The sequence below is a fragment of the Pseudomonas viciae genome (assembly GCF_004786035.1).
Lineage (GTDB): Bacteria > Pseudomonadota > Gammaproteobacteria > Pseudomonadales > Pseudomonadaceae > Aquipseudomonas > Aquipseudomonas viciae.
Genome location: NZ_CP035088.1, coordinates 4,899,180 through 4,915,651 on the forward strand (window position 1 = coordinate 4,899,180; position 16,472 = coordinate 4,915,651).

The 16,472-nt window shown below is 60.9% G+C and carries 12 protein-coding genes; 7 read left to right on the plus strand and 5 right to left on the minus strand.

Annotated elements, in window-relative coordinates:
- Positions 1–71: 71 nt before the first annotated feature.
- From EPZ47_RS21580 to EPZ47_RS21600, 5 genes are read left to right on the plus strand one after another with little or no spacing between them, the layout of a single operon-like run.
- The gene (locus tag EPZ47_RS21580) at positions 72–878 is read left to right on the plus strand and encodes an alkaline phosphatase family protein (RefSeq protein WP_135846646.1); all 807 of its coding nucleotides are present in this window, start codon (positions 72–74) and stop codon (positions 876–878) included.
- A 5-nt stretch (positions 879–883) separates the two neighbouring features.
- Positions 884–1,720 carry an ABC transporter permease gene (locus EPZ47_RS21585; RefSeq protein WP_178084325.1) on the plus strand — a complete coding sequence of 279 codons (837 nt, stop codon included), beginning with the start codon at positions 884–886 and terminating at the stop codon, positions 1,718–1,720.
- Complete coding sequence (locus tag EPZ47_RS21590; RefSeq protein WP_135846648.1) at positions 1,707–2,507, plus strand: ABC transporter permease; 801 nt, start codon at positions 1,707–1,709, stop codon at positions 2,505–2,507. The genes EPZ47_RS21585 and EPZ47_RS21590 overlap by 14 nt, the downstream gene beginning before the upstream one ends.
- The gene (locus EPZ47_RS21595) at positions 2,504–3,493 is read left to right on the plus strand and encodes an ABC transporter ATP-binding protein (protein ID WP_135846649.1); all 990 of its coding nucleotides are present in this window, start codon (positions 2,504–2,506) and stop codon (positions 3,491–3,493) included. The genes EPZ47_RS21590 and EPZ47_RS21595 overlap by 4 nt, the downstream gene beginning before the upstream one ends.
- Positions 3,494–3,539: 46 nt before the next feature.
- The gene (locus EPZ47_RS21600; protein WP_135846650.1) at positions 3,540–4,193 is read left to right on the plus strand and encodes an HAD family hydrolase; all 654 of its coding nucleotides are present in this window, start codon (positions 3,540–3,542) and stop codon (positions 4,191–4,193) included.
- Positions 4,194–4,302: 109 nt separating this feature from the next.
- On the opposite strand, the gene EPZ47_RS21605 is transcribed toward EPZ47_RS21600, so the two are convergent.
- The 3 genes from EPZ47_RS21605 to EPZ47_RS21615 all read right to left on the minus strand — a co-directional run bounded on the left by EPZ47_RS21605 (position 4,303) and on the right by EPZ47_RS21615 (position 6,977).
- Entirely contained in the window at positions 4,303–5,091 is a 789-nt protein-coding gene (locus EPZ47_RS21605) for a DUF2182 domain-containing protein (RefSeq protein ID WP_135846651.1), read from the minus strand.
- Positions 5,092–5,093: 2 nt separating this feature from the next.
- Positions 5,094–5,729 carry a DUF1326 domain-containing protein gene (locus tag EPZ47_RS21610; protein ID WP_135846652.1) on the minus strand — a complete coding sequence of 212 codons (636 nt, stop codon included), beginning with the start codon at positions 5,727–5,729 and terminating at the stop codon, positions 5,094–5,096.
- Positions 5,730–6,014: 285 nt separating this feature from the next.
- Positions 6,015–6,977, minus strand: a complete 963-nt coding sequence (locus tag EPZ47_RS21615) for a zinc-binding dehydrogenase (RefSeq protein ID WP_135846653.1) — start codon at positions 6,975–6,977, stop codon at positions 6,015–6,017.
- 139 nt (positions 6,978–7,116) lie between these two features.
- Here EPZ47_RS21615 and EPZ47_RS21620 point away from each other — a divergent pair, with 139 nt between their 5' ends.
- Positions 7,117–9,195, plus strand: a complete 2,079-nt coding sequence (locus EPZ47_RS21620; protein WP_178084326.1) for a carboxy terminal-processing peptidase — start codon at positions 7,117–7,119, stop codon at positions 9,193–9,195.
- A gap of 131 nt (positions 9,196–9,326) precedes the next feature.
- Positions 9,327–11,114 (plus strand): bifunctional diguanylate cyclase/phosphodiesterase, encoded by a 1,788-nt coding sequence (locus EPZ47_RS21625; protein WP_135846655.1) that lies wholly within the window; start codon positions 9,327–9,329, stop codon positions 11,112–11,114.
- Positions 11,115–11,235: 121 nt separating this feature from the next.
- Here the strand turns inward: EPZ47_RS21625 and EPZ47_RS21630 are convergent, their stop codons facing one another.
- Positions 11,236–11,655, minus strand: coding sequence for a hypothetical protein (locus EPZ47_RS21630; protein WP_135846656.1), 420 nt, complete (start codon positions 11,653–11,655; stop codon positions 11,236–11,238).
- Positions 11,656–11,663: 8 nt separating this feature from the next.
- Complete coding sequence (locus tag EPZ47_RS21635) at positions 11,664–16,427, minus strand: RHS repeat-associated core domain-containing protein (protein ID WP_135846657.1); 4,764 nt, start codon at positions 16,425–16,427, stop codon at positions 11,664–11,666.
- Between the last annotated feature and the right edge of the window lie 45 nt (positions 16,428–16,472).

Below are 16,472 nucleotides of genomic sequence, written 5' to 3' on the forward strand. Positions count from 1 at the left end.
CCACAGGCTCGCTCCCACATTGGCCGAGGTGAATCCGAGTTTCCTGGTATCTGTCCGGAGTCCCGCTACCCATGAAGCACAACGTCATCCTGGTGGTGCTCGACGGCCTCAATTATGAAGTCGCCCGGCATGCCATGGGGCATTTGCAGGCTTACGTCGGCGCAGGACGCGCGGCCCTCTACAAACTGGAATGTGAGTTGCCCGCCCTGTCCCGTCCGCTCTATGAATGCATCCTCACCGGCGTCGTGCCCCTCGACAGCGGGATCGTGCACAACAACGTCACGCGCCTGTCGAACCAGCGCAGCATTTTCCACTATGCCACCCAAGCCGGCTTGAGTACCGCCGCCGCTGCCTATCATTGGGTCAGCGAGCTGTACAACGTATCCCCATTCATCGCCGGCCGGGATCGGCATACCAACAACCCCGACCTGCCGATCCAGCACGGGCATTTCTACTGGAATGACCACTACCCCGATTCCCACTTGTTCGCCGACGCCGAACACCTGCGCCAGCGCTACCTGCCGAACTTTTTGCTGGTGCACCCGATGAACATCGACGATGCCGGCCACCAGCACGGCCTGGACACCCCGCAATACCGCAACAGCGCCCGCTCGGCCGACATCAACCTGGCGGTCTACCTGCAAGCCTGGCTCGACGCCGGCTATCAGGTGCTGGTGACGTCCGACCACGGCATGAACAACGACCGCTCCCACAACGGCCTGCTGGCCGAAGAACGGGAAGTACCGCTGTTTGTCCTCGGCGACGGCTTCAGCCTCGATCCGGCTGCCACGCCCCGGCAGACCGAACTGTGCGGCACCATTTGCCAGTTGCTCGGCGTTGACCACGACAAACCCTACTGCCAGGAGTTACTCAAGTGAACGCCATGACGCGCGGCAAATGGCTGGCAGCGTTGTGCCTGGTGCCCTTCGCGATTTTCTTCATCGTGTTCCAGATCGCCCCGCTGCTCTGGGTGCTGATCAACAGCCTGGAATCGGAAGAGTTCGGCTGGGGCCTGGCCAACTTCAGCAAGATCTTCAGCTCCAAGTTCTACCTGCAAGCGATCCAGCACAGCCTGGAAATAAGCTTCTGGTCCAGCGTGTTCGGTATCGTCATCGCCGTGCTCGGCAGCTACTCCCTACGCCGGGTCGATTCGCGGCTGCGCAACTTCGTCAACGCCTTCGCCAACATGACCAGCAACTTTGCCGGCGTGCCCCTGGCCTTCGCCTTCATCATCTTGCTGGGGTTCAACGGCAGCATCACGATCATGCTCAAGCAGGCGGGGATCATCGAGGATTTCAACCTGTACTCGAAAACCGGGTTGATCATCCTCTACACCTACTTCCAGATTCCCTTGGGTGTACTGCTGCTCTATCCGGCCTTCGACGCCCTGCGCGAAGACTGGCGTGAATCCGCCGCGCTGTTGGGGGCCAACGGCTGGCAGTTCTGGCGGCACATCGGCTTGCCGGTGCTGACCCCGGCGCTGCTGGGCACCTTCGTGATCCTGCTGGCCAACGCCCTGGGGGCCTATGCCACGGTCTATGCGCTGACCACCGGTAACTTCAACGTCCTGCCGATTCGCATCGCCGCCATGGTCTCCGGCGACATCTCCCTCGACCCGAACATGGCCAGCGCCCTGGCCGTGGTGCTGGTGGCGTTGATGACCGTGGTGACCATCGTCCATCAGTTGCTGCTCAAGAGGAGCTACCATGTCTCGCGCTGAATCGGGCTCCGTCGGGCTCTATCATCGAGTGGTGGTGTACCTGCTGTTCGCCATCCTCCTGCTGCCCCTGGCCGGCACGCTGGTCTACTCCATCGCCAGCAGTTGGTCGGCCACCGTGCTGCCCAGTGGTTTCACCTTCAAATGGTATGTGCAGTTGTGGAGCGATCCGCGCTTTCTCCACGCCTTCGGTCAATCGCTGATCGTCTGCGTCGGCGCGCTGGTGCTCTCGGTGGTGCTGATCCTGCCGCTGCTGTTCGTGGTGCATTACCACTTCCCCAGACTCGACGCGCTGATGAACATCCTCATCCTGCTGCCCTTCGCGGTGCCGCCGGTGGTGTCGTCGGTGGGGCTGCTGCAACTCTACGGGTCCGGGCCACTGGCGATGGTGGGCACGCCGTGGATCCTGATCGGCTGCTACTTCACCGTCGCCCTGCCGTTCATGTACCGGGCGATCACCAACAACCTGCAAGCCATCAACCTGCGCGACCTGATGGACGCCGCCCAACTGCTCGGCGCCAACACCTTCCAGGCCGCCGTGCTGGTGGTGCTGCCGAACCTGCGCAAGGGCTTGATGGTGGCGTTGCTACTGTCGTTCTCGTTCCTGTTCGGCGAATTCGTGTTTGCCAACATCCTCGTCGGCACCCGCTATGAAACCCTGCAGGTGTACCTCAACAACATGCGCAACAGCAGCGGCCACTTCACCAGTGCCCTGGTGATTTCCTACTTCTTCTTCGTACTGGTCCTGACCTGGGCGGCCAACATCTTGAACAAGGACAAAAGCCAATGAGCTACGTCAGCGTCCAACACCTGCAAAAAAGCTACGCCGGCACCCCGGTATTCAGCGACATCAACTGCGAGATCCGCAAGGGCGAATTCGTCACCCTCCTCGGCCCTTCCGGCTGCGGCAAGTCCACGCTGTTGCGCTGCATCGCCGGCCTGACCGCGGTGGATGCCGGTCAGATCCTGCTGGACGGCCAAGACATCGTCCCGCTAAGCCCGCAGAAGCGCGGGATCGGCATGGTGTTCCAGAGTTATGCGTTGTTCCCCAACATGACCGTGGAGCAGAACGTCGCCTTCGGCCTGCGCATGCAAAAAGTCGACGCCTCGGACAGCCACAAGCGGGTGCTGGAGATTTTGCGCCTGGTGGAGCTGCATGATTTTGCCACCCGCTATCCCCATCAACTCTCTGGCGGTCAATGCCAGCGTGTAGCCCTGGCCCGCTCACTGGTGACCCGCCCGCGCCTATTGCTGCTGGATGAACCGCTGTCGGCCCTGGATGCACGGATTCGCAAACACCTGCGCGAACAGATCCGTCAGATCCAGCGCGAGCTGGGCCTGACCACGATCTTCGTCACACACGATCAGGAAGAGGCCCTGACCATGTCTGACCGGATTTTCCTGATGAACCAGGGAAGAATCGTACAAAGCGGCGATGCCGAAACCCTTTACACTGCGCCAGTCGATGTCTTTGCCGCCGGCTTCATCGGCAACTACAACCTGCTGGACGCCGACAGCGCCAGCAAACTGCTGCAACGTCCGGTGAACGGCCGCATCGCCATTCGCCCAGAAGCCATCGAGCTGAGCCACGACGGCCAGGCCGAGGCGCTGATCCGCAGCCACAGCCTGCTGGGCAACGTGATCCGCTACCGGGTGGAAGCACGCGGCGTGGAGTTGGTGGTGGATGTGCTCAATCGCTCGGCGGCCGACCTGCATCCTGACGGCACACGCCTGTCACTTTCCATCGATCCTTCGGCGCTGTGTGAGGTAGCCTGATGGCTTTATTGATTTTGAAGCTGATTTTGAAAAGGGAAACGCACTGATGGCCCTGGCAATTTTTGATCTGGACGAAACCCTGATCCACGGCGACTGCGCCACCCTCTGGAGCGAGCAGATGGGGCGCCTGGGCTGGGTCGATCCCGAGTCATTCATGCAGCGCAACAACGCACTGATGGACGCCTACAGCCACGGCAAGCTGAGCATGGAAGAGTACATGGACTTCAGCCTGGAGCCGATGATCGGCCGCACACCAGAAGAAATCGAGCACCTGGTGGCGCCGTGGGTGGAAGACTTTATCGAACCGATCATCTTCAGCGACGCCACCAAGACCCTCGCCGAACACCGCAAGGCCGGCGACCGGATCCTGGTGATCTCGGCCTCAGGCACGCACCTGGTCAAGCCGATTGCCGAACGCCTGGGCATCGATGAAATCCTGGCGATCAATCTCGAAGTGACCCATGGGGTGTACAGCGGCAAGACCGAGGGTACCCTCACCTACCGCGAAGGCAAGATCGCGCGGCTGCTGGATTGGCTGGATGCCGAGGAAGAGAACCTGGAGGGCGCGAGTTTCTACTCCGACTCGCGCAACGACCTGCCGCTGTTGCTGCGGGTGGACTTCCCCCACGTGGTCAACCCGGATCCGGTGCTGAAGGCCCATGCCGAATCGGCCGGGTGGCCGATCCATACCTGGAAATAAGCCCTCCTCTGTGGGAGCGAGCTTGCTCGCGATAGCGGTGGATCGGCCGGCATTGATTTGGCTGACACACCGCAATCGCGAGCACGCTCAGCTCCCACAGGTTCAGCCCCTAGCCCAGCAGCAGCCACAGGCCCCAGCCGAGCAACAACACACCGCAGGTACGACTGAGCCAAAGTCCCTGCGGCAGGTTTTTCTCCAGCAGGATGAAGGCACCGATCACTGCCACCCAGAGCAGGTTCATCACGCCGACCACGAACAACAGGCCCATCAGGGCCCAGCAGCAGCCCAGGCAGTAAGCGCCATGGGCCAGGCCCATGCGCCAGCCGCCGAGCACGTCGGGGCGCCAGTAGCTGAGAAGAAAATGCAGCGGCCCGCGACAATGCTCAAGGCAGGCCGCCTTGCTTGGCAACCACTGATAGACGCCTGCGACCAGCAGCAGGCCGGCGCCCAACGCGGTACTGCTGACGCGCATCCCCGGACTGAGCACGGCGAGCTGCTCGAGCGCCCATTGCAGCACCGTGGCACCCAGGGCGAAGCCAGCCCAGACCAGGCCATAGGCGCTGCAGAACAGCAGCAGGGCCAGGTGCCGCTGCGGTGCCGGCATGCGCTTGCGCAACATCTGCTGGTAGATCAGCAGCATGGGCAGGGCGCTGGGCAGCATCATGCCGATCATCATCACCACCCACATGGCGAACATCAGCAGAGCATCGGCCAGGCTCCAGGGCATGACCATGCCGGCCATTGCCGCATCAGCCATGCCGCCCGGCGCACTCATGTCACGGGCCATATGCAGCAGCACCAGCCAGGCCAGGGCGGTCAGCGCAAGCAGGCAGAGCAGGAACAGCAACTGCTCGCCTGTCAGTCGCTTGCTCTGCGTCACCGCCTGAGGTTCTGCCATATTTACGGCTCTATGCCATGGCCGGTGAAATGCACGTGGGCGAGGTGGCTATGACTGTCCCGGGATTGTAGCTTGAGGGCTGAATGCGTCTGGTAGCTGCCGCTGGCAACTTCGGCCTCAAGGAACTCGAAGCCGTTGGGCAGGGACAGGCGGACTCGATGAGGTGAGCCGTCTATCGGGCTGCGAATTGGCTCGCCGCTGGCCTGCAGCACGCCTGGAATGTCCAGGTGCGCCAAGCGTTGATCGACATCGATGGACAGGGTGATGGGCACGAACAGCGGTTCGAACGCTTCACTCATGGTGCTACTGAACACCTGAAACACGTTGGCCCCGGGGTCGCTCTCCAGGCCAGAGAGAATGGTCAGCAGGGCCTGGCGTTGCGCCTCGTCGGCGCGTTCATCGATGAACACCTGACAACTGCCGTTGCCCTCATGGATGGCGCCCGGCCAAGCGAAGGTGGCGGCCCAGCACAAGCCTTCCAGCTTCACCTGATTGAAATACCCATGCTCCACCCGCATCGACGCCACCGCCTGGCAGTGGCCATGGGTCGGTGGTGCATTGAATTGACAGGGGCAGCCCCAATTGCAGTTGCAGGCAATGAATTCGACGCCCTGCATGCGCCATTCGGCGATGGCCATGATCAACCTCTTCACCTGGCGGGTGAAATGAAAGCTGCGGTTACCCCATCCCTCCATTAATTAACGCTAGCAGGACGCGCGCATCGGATACCGGCTGCCGACCAAAGGTCGGCCTGCCCGTGGTCGCCGGTCAAAGGTGAACATTGGGGGTGAATACCAGTTCTGTGAGCACCCGAAGATTCATGTGGGAACAAGGCTTGCCCGCGATGGCGGTCGGCCATTCAACATCATTGCAAGCTGACCCACCGCTTTCGCGAGCAAGCTTTGCTCCCACAGCTCCGGGAGTCAGCTCAGGCTCTCATCGATCACCAACACCAACTTCCCAGACACCTTATTGGTCGCCAGTTCCGCGAACGCCGCTTCGGCATCCTTGATCGCAAAGGTCCTGGCCAGTTGCGGGCTCAGCCGTTTGTCGGTAAACAGCGGCCACACCTGGTGCCCCAGCTCACTGAGCAGGTCGGCCTTGAACTGATCGTCACGACTGCGCAAGGTCGAGCCGAGCAATTGGATACGCTTGCCCAGCACCTGCGCCAGATCGAGTTCGGTCGAGCGTCCGCCCATCAGGCCAATCAACACCCAGCGCCCGTCAACTGACAAAAGTTTCACGTTGAGTTTGGCGTAATTGGCGCCCACCGGATCGAGGATCACGTCGAAGGGGCCGAAGTCGTCCAGGCTCTCCAGGCCATCGGTGCGCACCACGCCCCCCTGGGCCCCCAGCGCTTCGCAATAACTCAGACGATCAGCCGAACCGACGCTGACCCAGCACGGGTTGCCGAACGCCTTGCAGAGCTGGATCGCGGCCGAGCCGACGCCACTGGCCCCGGCGTGCAGCAGGACTTTTTCACCCGGTTTAAGCCCGGCAAGCTGAAACAAATTCAGCCACGCGGTGCTGTAAACCTCAGGCAGCGCAGCCGCTTGAGCCAATGACAAACCCTCGGGCACCGGCAGGACATGCCGGCCATCGACCACCACTTCTTCGGCCATCCCGCCGCCGGCGAGCAAGGCGCAAACACGGTCGCCCACCTGCCAGGACGAGCCCGCCCCGACTTCGCTGATCACTCCGGAACACTCCAGCCCCAGCACCTGGCTGGCACCGGGTGGCGGTGGATAAAGCCCGGCTTTTTGTAACAAATCGGCCCGATTCAGGCCGGCGGCCGCCACACGGATGCGAACTTGCCCGACATCACACGCTGGACTCGGCTCATCTGCCCATACCACTTGGCCTTCAACGCCTTGCAATGCTTTCACGGTGCCTCCATAGTGAGTCTCGACTGGGCCCGCTGCTGTAACGCCGGGCTTTCTTGCATTATGCGCCCGGGCCACATGGAACCGGCGACTTCAAAGACGGCCTAATATGCGTTATCAATTGTCCCTGCGTCGAATCAGCATGAAGCATCTGTTCCCCAGTACCGCCCTCGCGCTTGTCATTGGCCTCGGCTTGTTGCCGCTATCGAGCGATACGTTCGCCGCCAACAGCTGGGACAAGCTTCAGCCCGATCGTGACGAAGTGATTGCCAGCCTTAACGTCGTTGAGTTGCTCAAGCGCCATCACTACAGCAAACCGCCGCTCGATGACGCGCGTTCGCTCATCATCTATGACAGCTACCTGAAGCTGCTTGATCCTTCGCGCAGTTATTTCCTGGCCAGCGACATCAGCGAATTCGACAAGTGGAAAACCCAGTTCGACGACTTTCTCAAGAGCGGCGACCTGAACGCCGGGTTCACCATCTACAAGCGCTACCTGGACCGCGTAAAAGCGCGTCTGGATTTCGCCATTGCCGAATTGAACAAAGGCGTCGACAAGATCGACTTCAATGCCAAGGAAACCTTGCTGGTCGATCGCAAGGACGCCCCTTGGCTTAAAAGCACAGCCGACCTCGATGACCTGTGGCGCAAACGCGTCAAGGACGAAGTGCTGCGCATGAAGATCGCCGGCAAGGACTCCAAGCAGATCCAGGAAACCCTGACCAAACGTTACAAAAACCAATTGGCTCGCCTGGACCAGACCCGCGCCGAAGACATCTTCCAGGCGTACATCAACACCTTCGCCATGTCCTACGACCCGCACACCAACTATCTGTCGCCGGATAACGCGGAAAACTTCGACATCAACATGAGCCTGTCCCTGGAAGGCATCGGCGCGGTGCTACAGAGCGACAACGACCAAGTGAAGATCGTGCGCCTGGTACCGGCCGGGCCTGCCGACAAGACCAAGCAGGTCAGCCCGGCGGACAAGATCATCGGCGTCGCCCAAGGCAACAAGGAAATGGTCGACGTGGTCGGCTGGCGCCTGGACGAAGTGGTCAAGCTGATCCGTGGCCCGAAAGGTTCGGTGGTGCGCCTGGAAGTCATCCCGGCCAGCAATGCGCCGAACGACCAGACCAGCAAGATCGTGTCCATTACCCGTGAAGCGGTGAAACTGGAAGAACAGGCAGCGAAGAAATCCGTCCTCAACCTGAAACAGGATGGCAAGGATTACAAGCTGGGCGTCATCGAGATCCCGGCCTTCTACCTCGACTTCAAGGCGTTCCGCGCCGGCGATCCGGATTACAAGAGCACCACCCGCGACGTCAAGAAGCTGCTGACCGAGCTGCAGAAGGAAAAGGTCGACGGCGTCGTCATCGACTTGCGCAACAACGGCGGCGGTTCCCTGCAGGAAGCCACCGAGTTGACCAGCCTGTTCATCGACAAGGGCCCCACCGTGCTGGTGCGTAACGCCGATGGCCGCGTGGATGTACTGGAAGACGAAAACCCGGGCGCGTTCTACAAAGGCCCAATGGCCTTGCTGGTCAATCGCCTGTCGGCTTCGGCCTCGGAAATTTTCGCCGGCGCCATGCAGGACTACCACCGTGCCCTGATCATCGGCGGCCAGACCTTCGGCAAAGGCACCGTGCAGACCATCCAGCCGCTCAACCATGGCGAACTGAAGCTGACCCTGGCCAAGTTCTACCGGGTATCCGGCCAGAGCACCCAGCACCAGGGTGTACTGCCTGACATCGATTACCCGTCGATCATCGACACCAAGGAAATCGGTGAAAGCGCCCTGCCCGAAGCCATGCCGTGGGACACCATCCGACCGGCGATCAAACCGGCCATGGACCCGTTCAAACCGTTCCTGGCGCAGCTCAAGTCCGACCACGACGCCCGCTCGTCCCAAGACGCGGAGTTCGTGTTCATCCGCGACAAGCTGGCCCTGGCGCAGAAGCTGATGCTGGAGAAAACCGTCACCCTCAATGAAGCTGAGCGCCGCGCACAGCATGCCGACATTGAGGCCAAGCAACTGACCATGGAAAACCTGCGTCGCAAGGCCAAGGGCGAAGAGCCGCTCAAAGAGCTGAAGAAAGAAGACGAAGACCTGATCACCGAACCGGAAAAAACCAAACCGGAAGACGATGCCTACTTGAGCGAGACCGGGCGAATCCTGCTCGATTACCTGAAACTCAACACGGCCGTCGCCAAGCACTAAGATGATGGCCATTTAATGGTGATGCTCGTCGGAGCGTCATCAAACTGACATCATTCTGTCGTGAAATACAGGACTGGGCGCCCCCCTTGAACGGGTCGCGCCCAGTCCTTTTTTTATCGCCAGAGACTGCCATGACCACGACAGAACAGCTGAGTGCATTGAGTTCAATCCTGGCTCAAAGCGGCTTGCACAGCCTGTTCCAACCGATCATTTGTCTCTCTGAACGGCGCATCGTGGGCTACGAAGCCTTGACTCGCGGCCCCTCCAACAGCCCGTTGCATTCCCCCATCGCCCTGCTCTCCGTGGCCCGCCAGGCCGGACGCCTCAGTGAACTGGAACTGGCCTGCCGCCGCAGTGCCTGCCAACGCTTCAATGAGCAAAAACTGCCCGGCAAACTGTTTCTCAACGTCTCGCCCGAGTCCCTGCTGGAATCCTCGCACCAGACCGGGCGCACGCTGCAACTGCTGCAGGACTTCGGCATTGCGCCCAGTCAGGTCGTGATTGAACTGACCGAACAAACCCCGATCGATGACTTCCAACTCCTGCAGACCGCCCTGCATCACTACCGGGCCATGGGTTTCTCGATTGCCTTGGACGACCTGGGCGCCGGTTATTCGAGCCTTCGGCTCTGGTCTGAGTTGCGCCCCGATTATGTGAAGATCGACCGGCACTTCATCGACGGCATCCACCAGGACGCGCTCAAGCGCGAGTTCGTCGGCTCGATCCTGAAAATCGCCCGGGCTTCCCGGGCCCAGGTCATTGCAGAAGGTATCGAGCTGCCGGAAGAACTCGCGGTGCTGATAGAAATGGGCGTCGATCTGGTCCAAGGTTACCTACTCGCCCGGCCCCAGGAGCAACCCTCCAAGGACGCCAGGGCGCTGATGCCCCGGCAGGACAGCGGCGTGGTGGCATTGACCGATGAGGTCAGTGACCTCGGGGCTCTGCTCAACGAACAGCCGGCAGTGACTCACAACACGCCGACCGCCACTGTACTGGAGGCGTTTCGGCGCCAGGCCAACCTCAACTCCCTGGCGGTGCTGGACGATCAGGAACAACCCTGCGGCATCGTCCATCGCCATTCACTCTCGGACGCCCTGCTCAAGCCCTTCGCCACCGACCTGTTCGCCCGCAAGCCCATCAGCCGCCTGATGAGCGATGATTTCCTCGCGGTGGAGCTGAACCAGTCGCTGCAACAAGTCAGCCGCCTGATCACCAGCCGCGCCCGCCAACGCATCGAAGAAGACTTCATCATCACCCTCAATGGCGGCTACCTGGGTTTGGGCCGGGTCATCGACGTACTCAAGCTCATTACCGAACTGAAAATTCAACAGGCCCGCTACGCCAATCCACTGACCCTGCTGCCGGGCAACGTCCCGATCCAGCAATGCCTCACGCGTCTGCTCCAGCAACGCCAGGAATCGGTGATCTGCTACGTGGACATCGACAGTTTCAAACCCTTCAACGACATCTACGGCTACGGCCGCGGCGACGAAGTCCTGCTGTGTCTGGCCCAATGCCTGAACGAACGCATCGACCCCAGCCGCGACTTCGTCGGCCACATCGGCGGCGACGACTTCCTGCTGGTCCTCGGCCCGGAAGACTGGCGCAAGCGCCTGAACCAACTGCTCAGCGACTTCCAGAACCACTGCCGCCGCTTCTACCGCCCCGAACATCTGGAAGCCGGGTGCTTTACCGCGCTGAATCGCCAGGGGGTTCGGCAGGAATTTGCGTTGCTGTCACTGTCGATTGGGGTGGTGCATTTGCGGCCGGAGGCTTGCGAGGAGTTGGATGCCAGCCAGTTGGCTGAACTGGCTTCGCAGGCAAAGCATCATGCCAAGGAGATTTTGGGGGGGAGCGTGTATTTGGTGGATGGATTGGCTGGGCGAGAGCCTGTGGTGGAGTTGGGGTTGTCGGTGTGAGGATGGGTTACCCCGGCCCGAACGCCTGGCGCTCCCTCGCCACGAAAGCAGTTCGGTGGTGTGGTGAGTAAGCAGTAGAAACTCCCATTTTGCGGCAAAGTTTTTTCCGGGAGATGGGCGCCTATATGTAGTACCAAGTAGATCTGTCCTCGGCTTCAGCCTTGCGGAGGTCATCTGCCCATACTTTACTTGCTAATTTATATATATCTTCAAAAAAAATTCGCGGATTTTCCATTGTATCCCACCCATTGGGGAGCGATGAGCACTCTTGACAGTCATGCTCCAGTAGAGCCTGAAAATCATAAGCCTCATCCAAAAGCGCGCTTTCTAAACATTTATAAAGTAAAAACTTCTCCCGATAGGATCGCTTTCCTTTCAAGGAGTAATTCGTAATCAACAACTCTCTATCAGCCGCGTTATTTGGATCAAACTTTTCCAGCTCTTCGCCTAATGTTTCTTCCCTATCATATATATCAAAGCAACCTAGAAAATAAGAAGGCGTTGGTATATATGGAAGCTCCGTGCCTGGATCGATAAACATCTACACACCTATTTTATTGGGAACAGCGTAAATGGAATGCCTGTGTCCGGGTCGACTTTCATCTCAAATCGATCCATAGTTACAAGCGTTGGGTTTGATGGATTTTTTTTGTTCGGAATATAACCCTCACCGGCTCCAGGCAGATCCATTCTGACAATGTTATTATTTTTCTGATCTCGCCCCGTAAAAGCTGGGAGACCATTTTCCTTACGACTAATTGCAAGATTGTAAGCTTTAAGCTGCATTTCCCAACTGGAAAATCTTGAGCTTGGATTTCCTTTTTTATTCTTAGGTGTTTTGCCGGTAATGGGATCTGTACCATCGATTGCTCGCCGCCTCCACACTTGATCTGGAACCGCAGGGCTATGCTTACCAACCATATGCATGCCTTGTTCCCGATCTAAACGCCTGACTTCTTTTTCAGCTAACTCAGCAGCGGTTGGCTTAGGCAGCCGCGGCTCACCCTCACCCACCCCAACCTTAACCGCCGGCCCCTGTTCCCCACCCCCCGGCCTACACCCATCCTTCCCCGGACAATCCACCAACCCCAACGGATCCACCCACCCCGTCGGGTTCAGGGTGTATCGATACCCATTGAGCCCTCCCGCCAGTTTGCTCGGATCAGGCGTCAGATACCGGCCGGTCCGGGGATTGTAGTAGCGGTGCCGGTTGTAGTGCAGGCCGCTTTCCGGGTCGAAGTATTGGCCCTGGAAGCGCAAGGGTTGCTCAAGCTGTTCGCCGCCGCCGTGGACCAGTTCGGTGGTTTTGCCGTAGCCGTTGTAACGCGCTGACCAGACGATCTGGCCGCCGTAGTTGGTCAATTCCTGGGGCGTGCCCAGGTGGTCAAGGTGGTAGTGGAACGGGCAGGCGTTCAGGCCTTTGCCGTCGAGCATGGCCAGTGGGCGGAAGGTGCCGGGTTCGTAGAGGTAGCTGCGGTGGTGACGCCGGCTGCTTTCGGCAACGAGCTGGTCGCCCTGCCAGAAAAATTCCGTGGTCAAGCCATCCACGGTCTTGCTGATGCGTCGGCCAAAGGCGTCGTAGCGGTAGGACGCTTCCTGGCCGTCCGGCATGGTCACGCCGATCAGGCGGTGCTGGCTGTCGTAGCGGCACTCCAGGACCAGGCTGTGGGCCTTGCCGCGGCGTTCGCGGATCAGGTTGCCAAAGGCATCGTAGTCGTAGTGGCGGTCGCCCTCCATCAGCAGGCGGTTGCCCTTGCGGGTGACCGGGCCGGGCCGGTCGAGCATCAGCAGGTTGCCCGCCGGGTCGTGGACGTAGTGCTCCGGCGGTTCGGTGTGGGAAAAATCGACGCGGGTCAGGCGATCCTGCAGGTCGTACTGGTAGCTGCGCCGGTTTCGGTTGTCGGAAAGGGTCGTAAGGTTGCCTTTGGCGCTGTAGGCATAGTCGCGCCAGAACAGTTGTTGCTGGTTCTGCCACACGGTCTGCGCCTTAAGGCGGCCCTGTTCGTCGTAGTCGTACTGGCTGAGCAGCAGGCCCTGCTGACGCTGCCGTTCGCGACTGCCGTCAAACCGATGCTCGGTCAGGCGTGTGCCGTTCAGGTCGATCGCGGTCAGCGCACCACCCCGGGCGTGGTGGTAGTCGAGCGTGCTGTTGTCCGGCAAGCGCACGTGGTTGAGCCGCCCGCAGGCGTCGTAGCGATAGCGCAGGGTGCCCCAGCCCTGATGTTCGGTGATCAGCCGGTCATGGAGGTCGTATTCGAACGCCAGCGGATGATCGCTGCCGTCGTCAACATGGACCAGCCGGCCCAGCCCGTCGTAGCGGTACTCGATCGCCTGGCCGTCGGGCAGGGTCTTGACCTGCAGCCGGCCGGCCGCGTCACGCTGGTAAGCGGTGACGAGCTGGCTGCCCTCCTCGCCGAATTCGGTTTTCTCCAGCAGGTGGCCGTTGAGGTCGTAGGCGTAGGCGGTGCGTTGACCGTCGAAGTCGATCTGCTGTCGGATCAAACCGTTGGGCGTGTAGTCCAGCTGATATTTTTCGCCAGACTCGTTTTCGATCTCGGTCAGCAACAGCCGCGCCGAGTCGTAGCGATAGTTCAGCGCGGTGCCGTCGGGGTTGAGGCGGCGACTGACCAGGTGCAGGTCGTCGGCGTATTCGTAGCGGGTGATGCGCCCCTGTTCATCGCACTCGGCGGTGACCTTGCCGTAGGCGTTGTAGCTCCAGGCGCGGGTCGCACCGGTGGGCAAGGTCGTCTGGAGCAGTCGGCCAACGGCATCCCATTGGTAATGCGTGAGGGCGCCGTATTCGTCCTGGCGGGTCAGCAGACGCCCCAGGGCATCGTAGGAAAAACACCGATGACCGCCATCGGGCAGGGTTTCTTCTGTCAGCTGACCGAGCCTGTTCCAGACCCGCTGCTGAAAACTGCCGTCCGGGTGGCTGATCTCCACCACGCGACCCTGGCCGTCGTAGTGGTAATAGGTGACATTTCCATGCGGATCGATCTGCTGGGTAATGTCGCCCTGGGCGTTGCGCCGATAGGTCCACACGGCTTTGCCGCGAACACGGGCGTGCAGGAAACCGTTGCGGTATTCGTAGGAAGTAGGCTCCTCGCTAGGCGGAATCAACGTCACCAGCCGGCCGGCTTCGTCGTAGCGGTATTCGGTGACGGCGCCCAGCGGGTCCTGCTCGGCGATCAGCCGGCCTTGTTCGTCATAGGCCTTGAGGTGCTCACCGCCATCGGGCTCGACCTTGCGCACCAACCGTGCCCGATCGTCGTGGACATACACCTCGCGACTGCCGTCGAGGTGCTGGACCGTGACACTGCCGTCCTCGCCCCAGGTGTAGCGGCTGTCCATCTGCGCAAACGAGGCCCAATGCCGCACGCAGCGAGCCGCCTGGCCGGCCCCTTGCCATTCCCAGAAAAAACTCGCCCCACCGGCCAGTTGCCGCTGGAGGATGACGTGCTGGTCGTCGTAGTCGTAGCGTTCACTTTCACCGGCGGCGTTGGTCGCTTCGATCAGTCGCGAACGTCCGTCATAGCGGTAGGAGACCAGCGTCTGTTCGGTCCGCCAGGCTTCGTCCAGGGTGATGGCCGGGTGGAAGCTCTGGTAGTCGATGGCGACCAGATGGCGTTGTTCGTAACGCAGGCGCAGGGCGCGTCCGGCGCCGTTGTCCAGGCGGCAGACATCGCCGTGGATGTTGCGCTGGATGGTCAGGCGGTTGTCGTATCGGTCGCTGAGGGCGATCAGATGACCGTCGCGAAAGTGTAGGAAAGGGGTCTGTTCGCCGGCCTGGGCGATGATCAGTTCGTCCGGCTCGGCGCCCAGGTAAATGGCCGCGCGGGCCAGGCTGTTGTGGATCGCCGGACGCTGGGCGTTAGGCAGCGGAAATGTCGTACGGCGGTTTTCCTGGTCGATCCAGATGACCTGCTCGTCCTCGAACAACAAGCGATGGGCCAGGGCATGGCTCCAGCCGCGCCCGAGCCCTACGTCCAGGTCCACCGCGCTGGTGCGGTACAAACGGGTGAAGACAAACGGCAGCCGCCCATCGAGGGTGCCGTCCTCCAGGGTCAGCAGTTCTTCGCCGGTGACCATCGACACTGGGCAGCCGCTGGTTTGGGTCTGGGCCGCGGTATCGGTGCTATCGCCGTTAGGGTTTTTCGATGGATTGGAGGCGTCGTCGTGGGATTCGGTTTTTTTCAGCGTGGTGTTGCGCTGCGCGTCCCAGCGCAACTGCATGCGCCCCTTTTTCACCCCCGCCGCGATACCCCGCGCCGCCACGGTTTTGTAGCGGTCCACGTAGGTCATGAAGCCGTTGACCAGCGCGAAGATCGCGCTGATGAATCGCTGCGCGGCGTTGAGCAGACTGGCCCCGTGCCTGGCCAGGCGCATCGACAGGTAAGCAATCCCGGCTCCCGCTCCAGCGAAGGTCAGGACGACACCGATCAACAGATCGAGCAACAGCTGCACCATCACCGTCGACAAGACTTCGGCCGTTTCGCCAGCCATCTCACTGGGCGGCAACATCTCCAGCCAAAGGCTGGCGGTGCGCACCAGCAGGCACAACGCCGCTTCGTCGCTGGCCAGCAGTTGCAGATGGGCCATCACCCGTGGCGTGTCTTGCGCCAGCTTTATCAACTGGTCAGCGCTGTCACCCAACCGCTCAACAAACTGGCCAGGATCCTTGAGAATGTCCGAGAGCAGGCCGATGCTGTCCCATACCCCCTCGATTGCCGCCCAACTGCCCGCGAGCAGGCCGTTGCCCACCGCAGCTGCCGAGGTCGCCAAGGACTGCTGCGGCCACTGCGGCTTGAAGCCTTGCCACTCGCTGTGCAACCAGTCCGTCAGCTCGGAGCTCAGGCCATCGTAGGAAGAAAACAGGTCGTCAAGCTGCGCAGAGGACACCTCGCCCTGGACGCGAACCAGATAAAACCGGCCCGCTTCGCCATTGAACGTGCCCAGGCCTTGGGCATCCAGGGTGACCGGCGTGACCTCGCCGCTGTCCACTGCGACCACATCCACCACGATGTCGCCCAGCGGGATGTCGTACACCGACTCGAACTTGCTCTCGATGGCCATCACCCCGCCCTGGGGGCACTGGACAACGCTAGAGAGAAAGTCCTCGTCGCCGGTGCTGACGGCGGCGGTGCTGTCACCGAAGCGGATCAGCCGCTCCATGCCCAGCAACGAGGGCAGGTCGGCCGCATGACTGGCCCGGTCCGCCGCCCGGCTGTACCAGCGCTCGAGCTGCTCGCGGTAGACAGACAGCGTGTCTTTAAAACTGTCGAGTTCCTGCTCGATATGGCGCACCGGGTCCATCAGGACGCAGCTCGATCAAAGGCCGGCAGGAAAAAACGGTCGAAC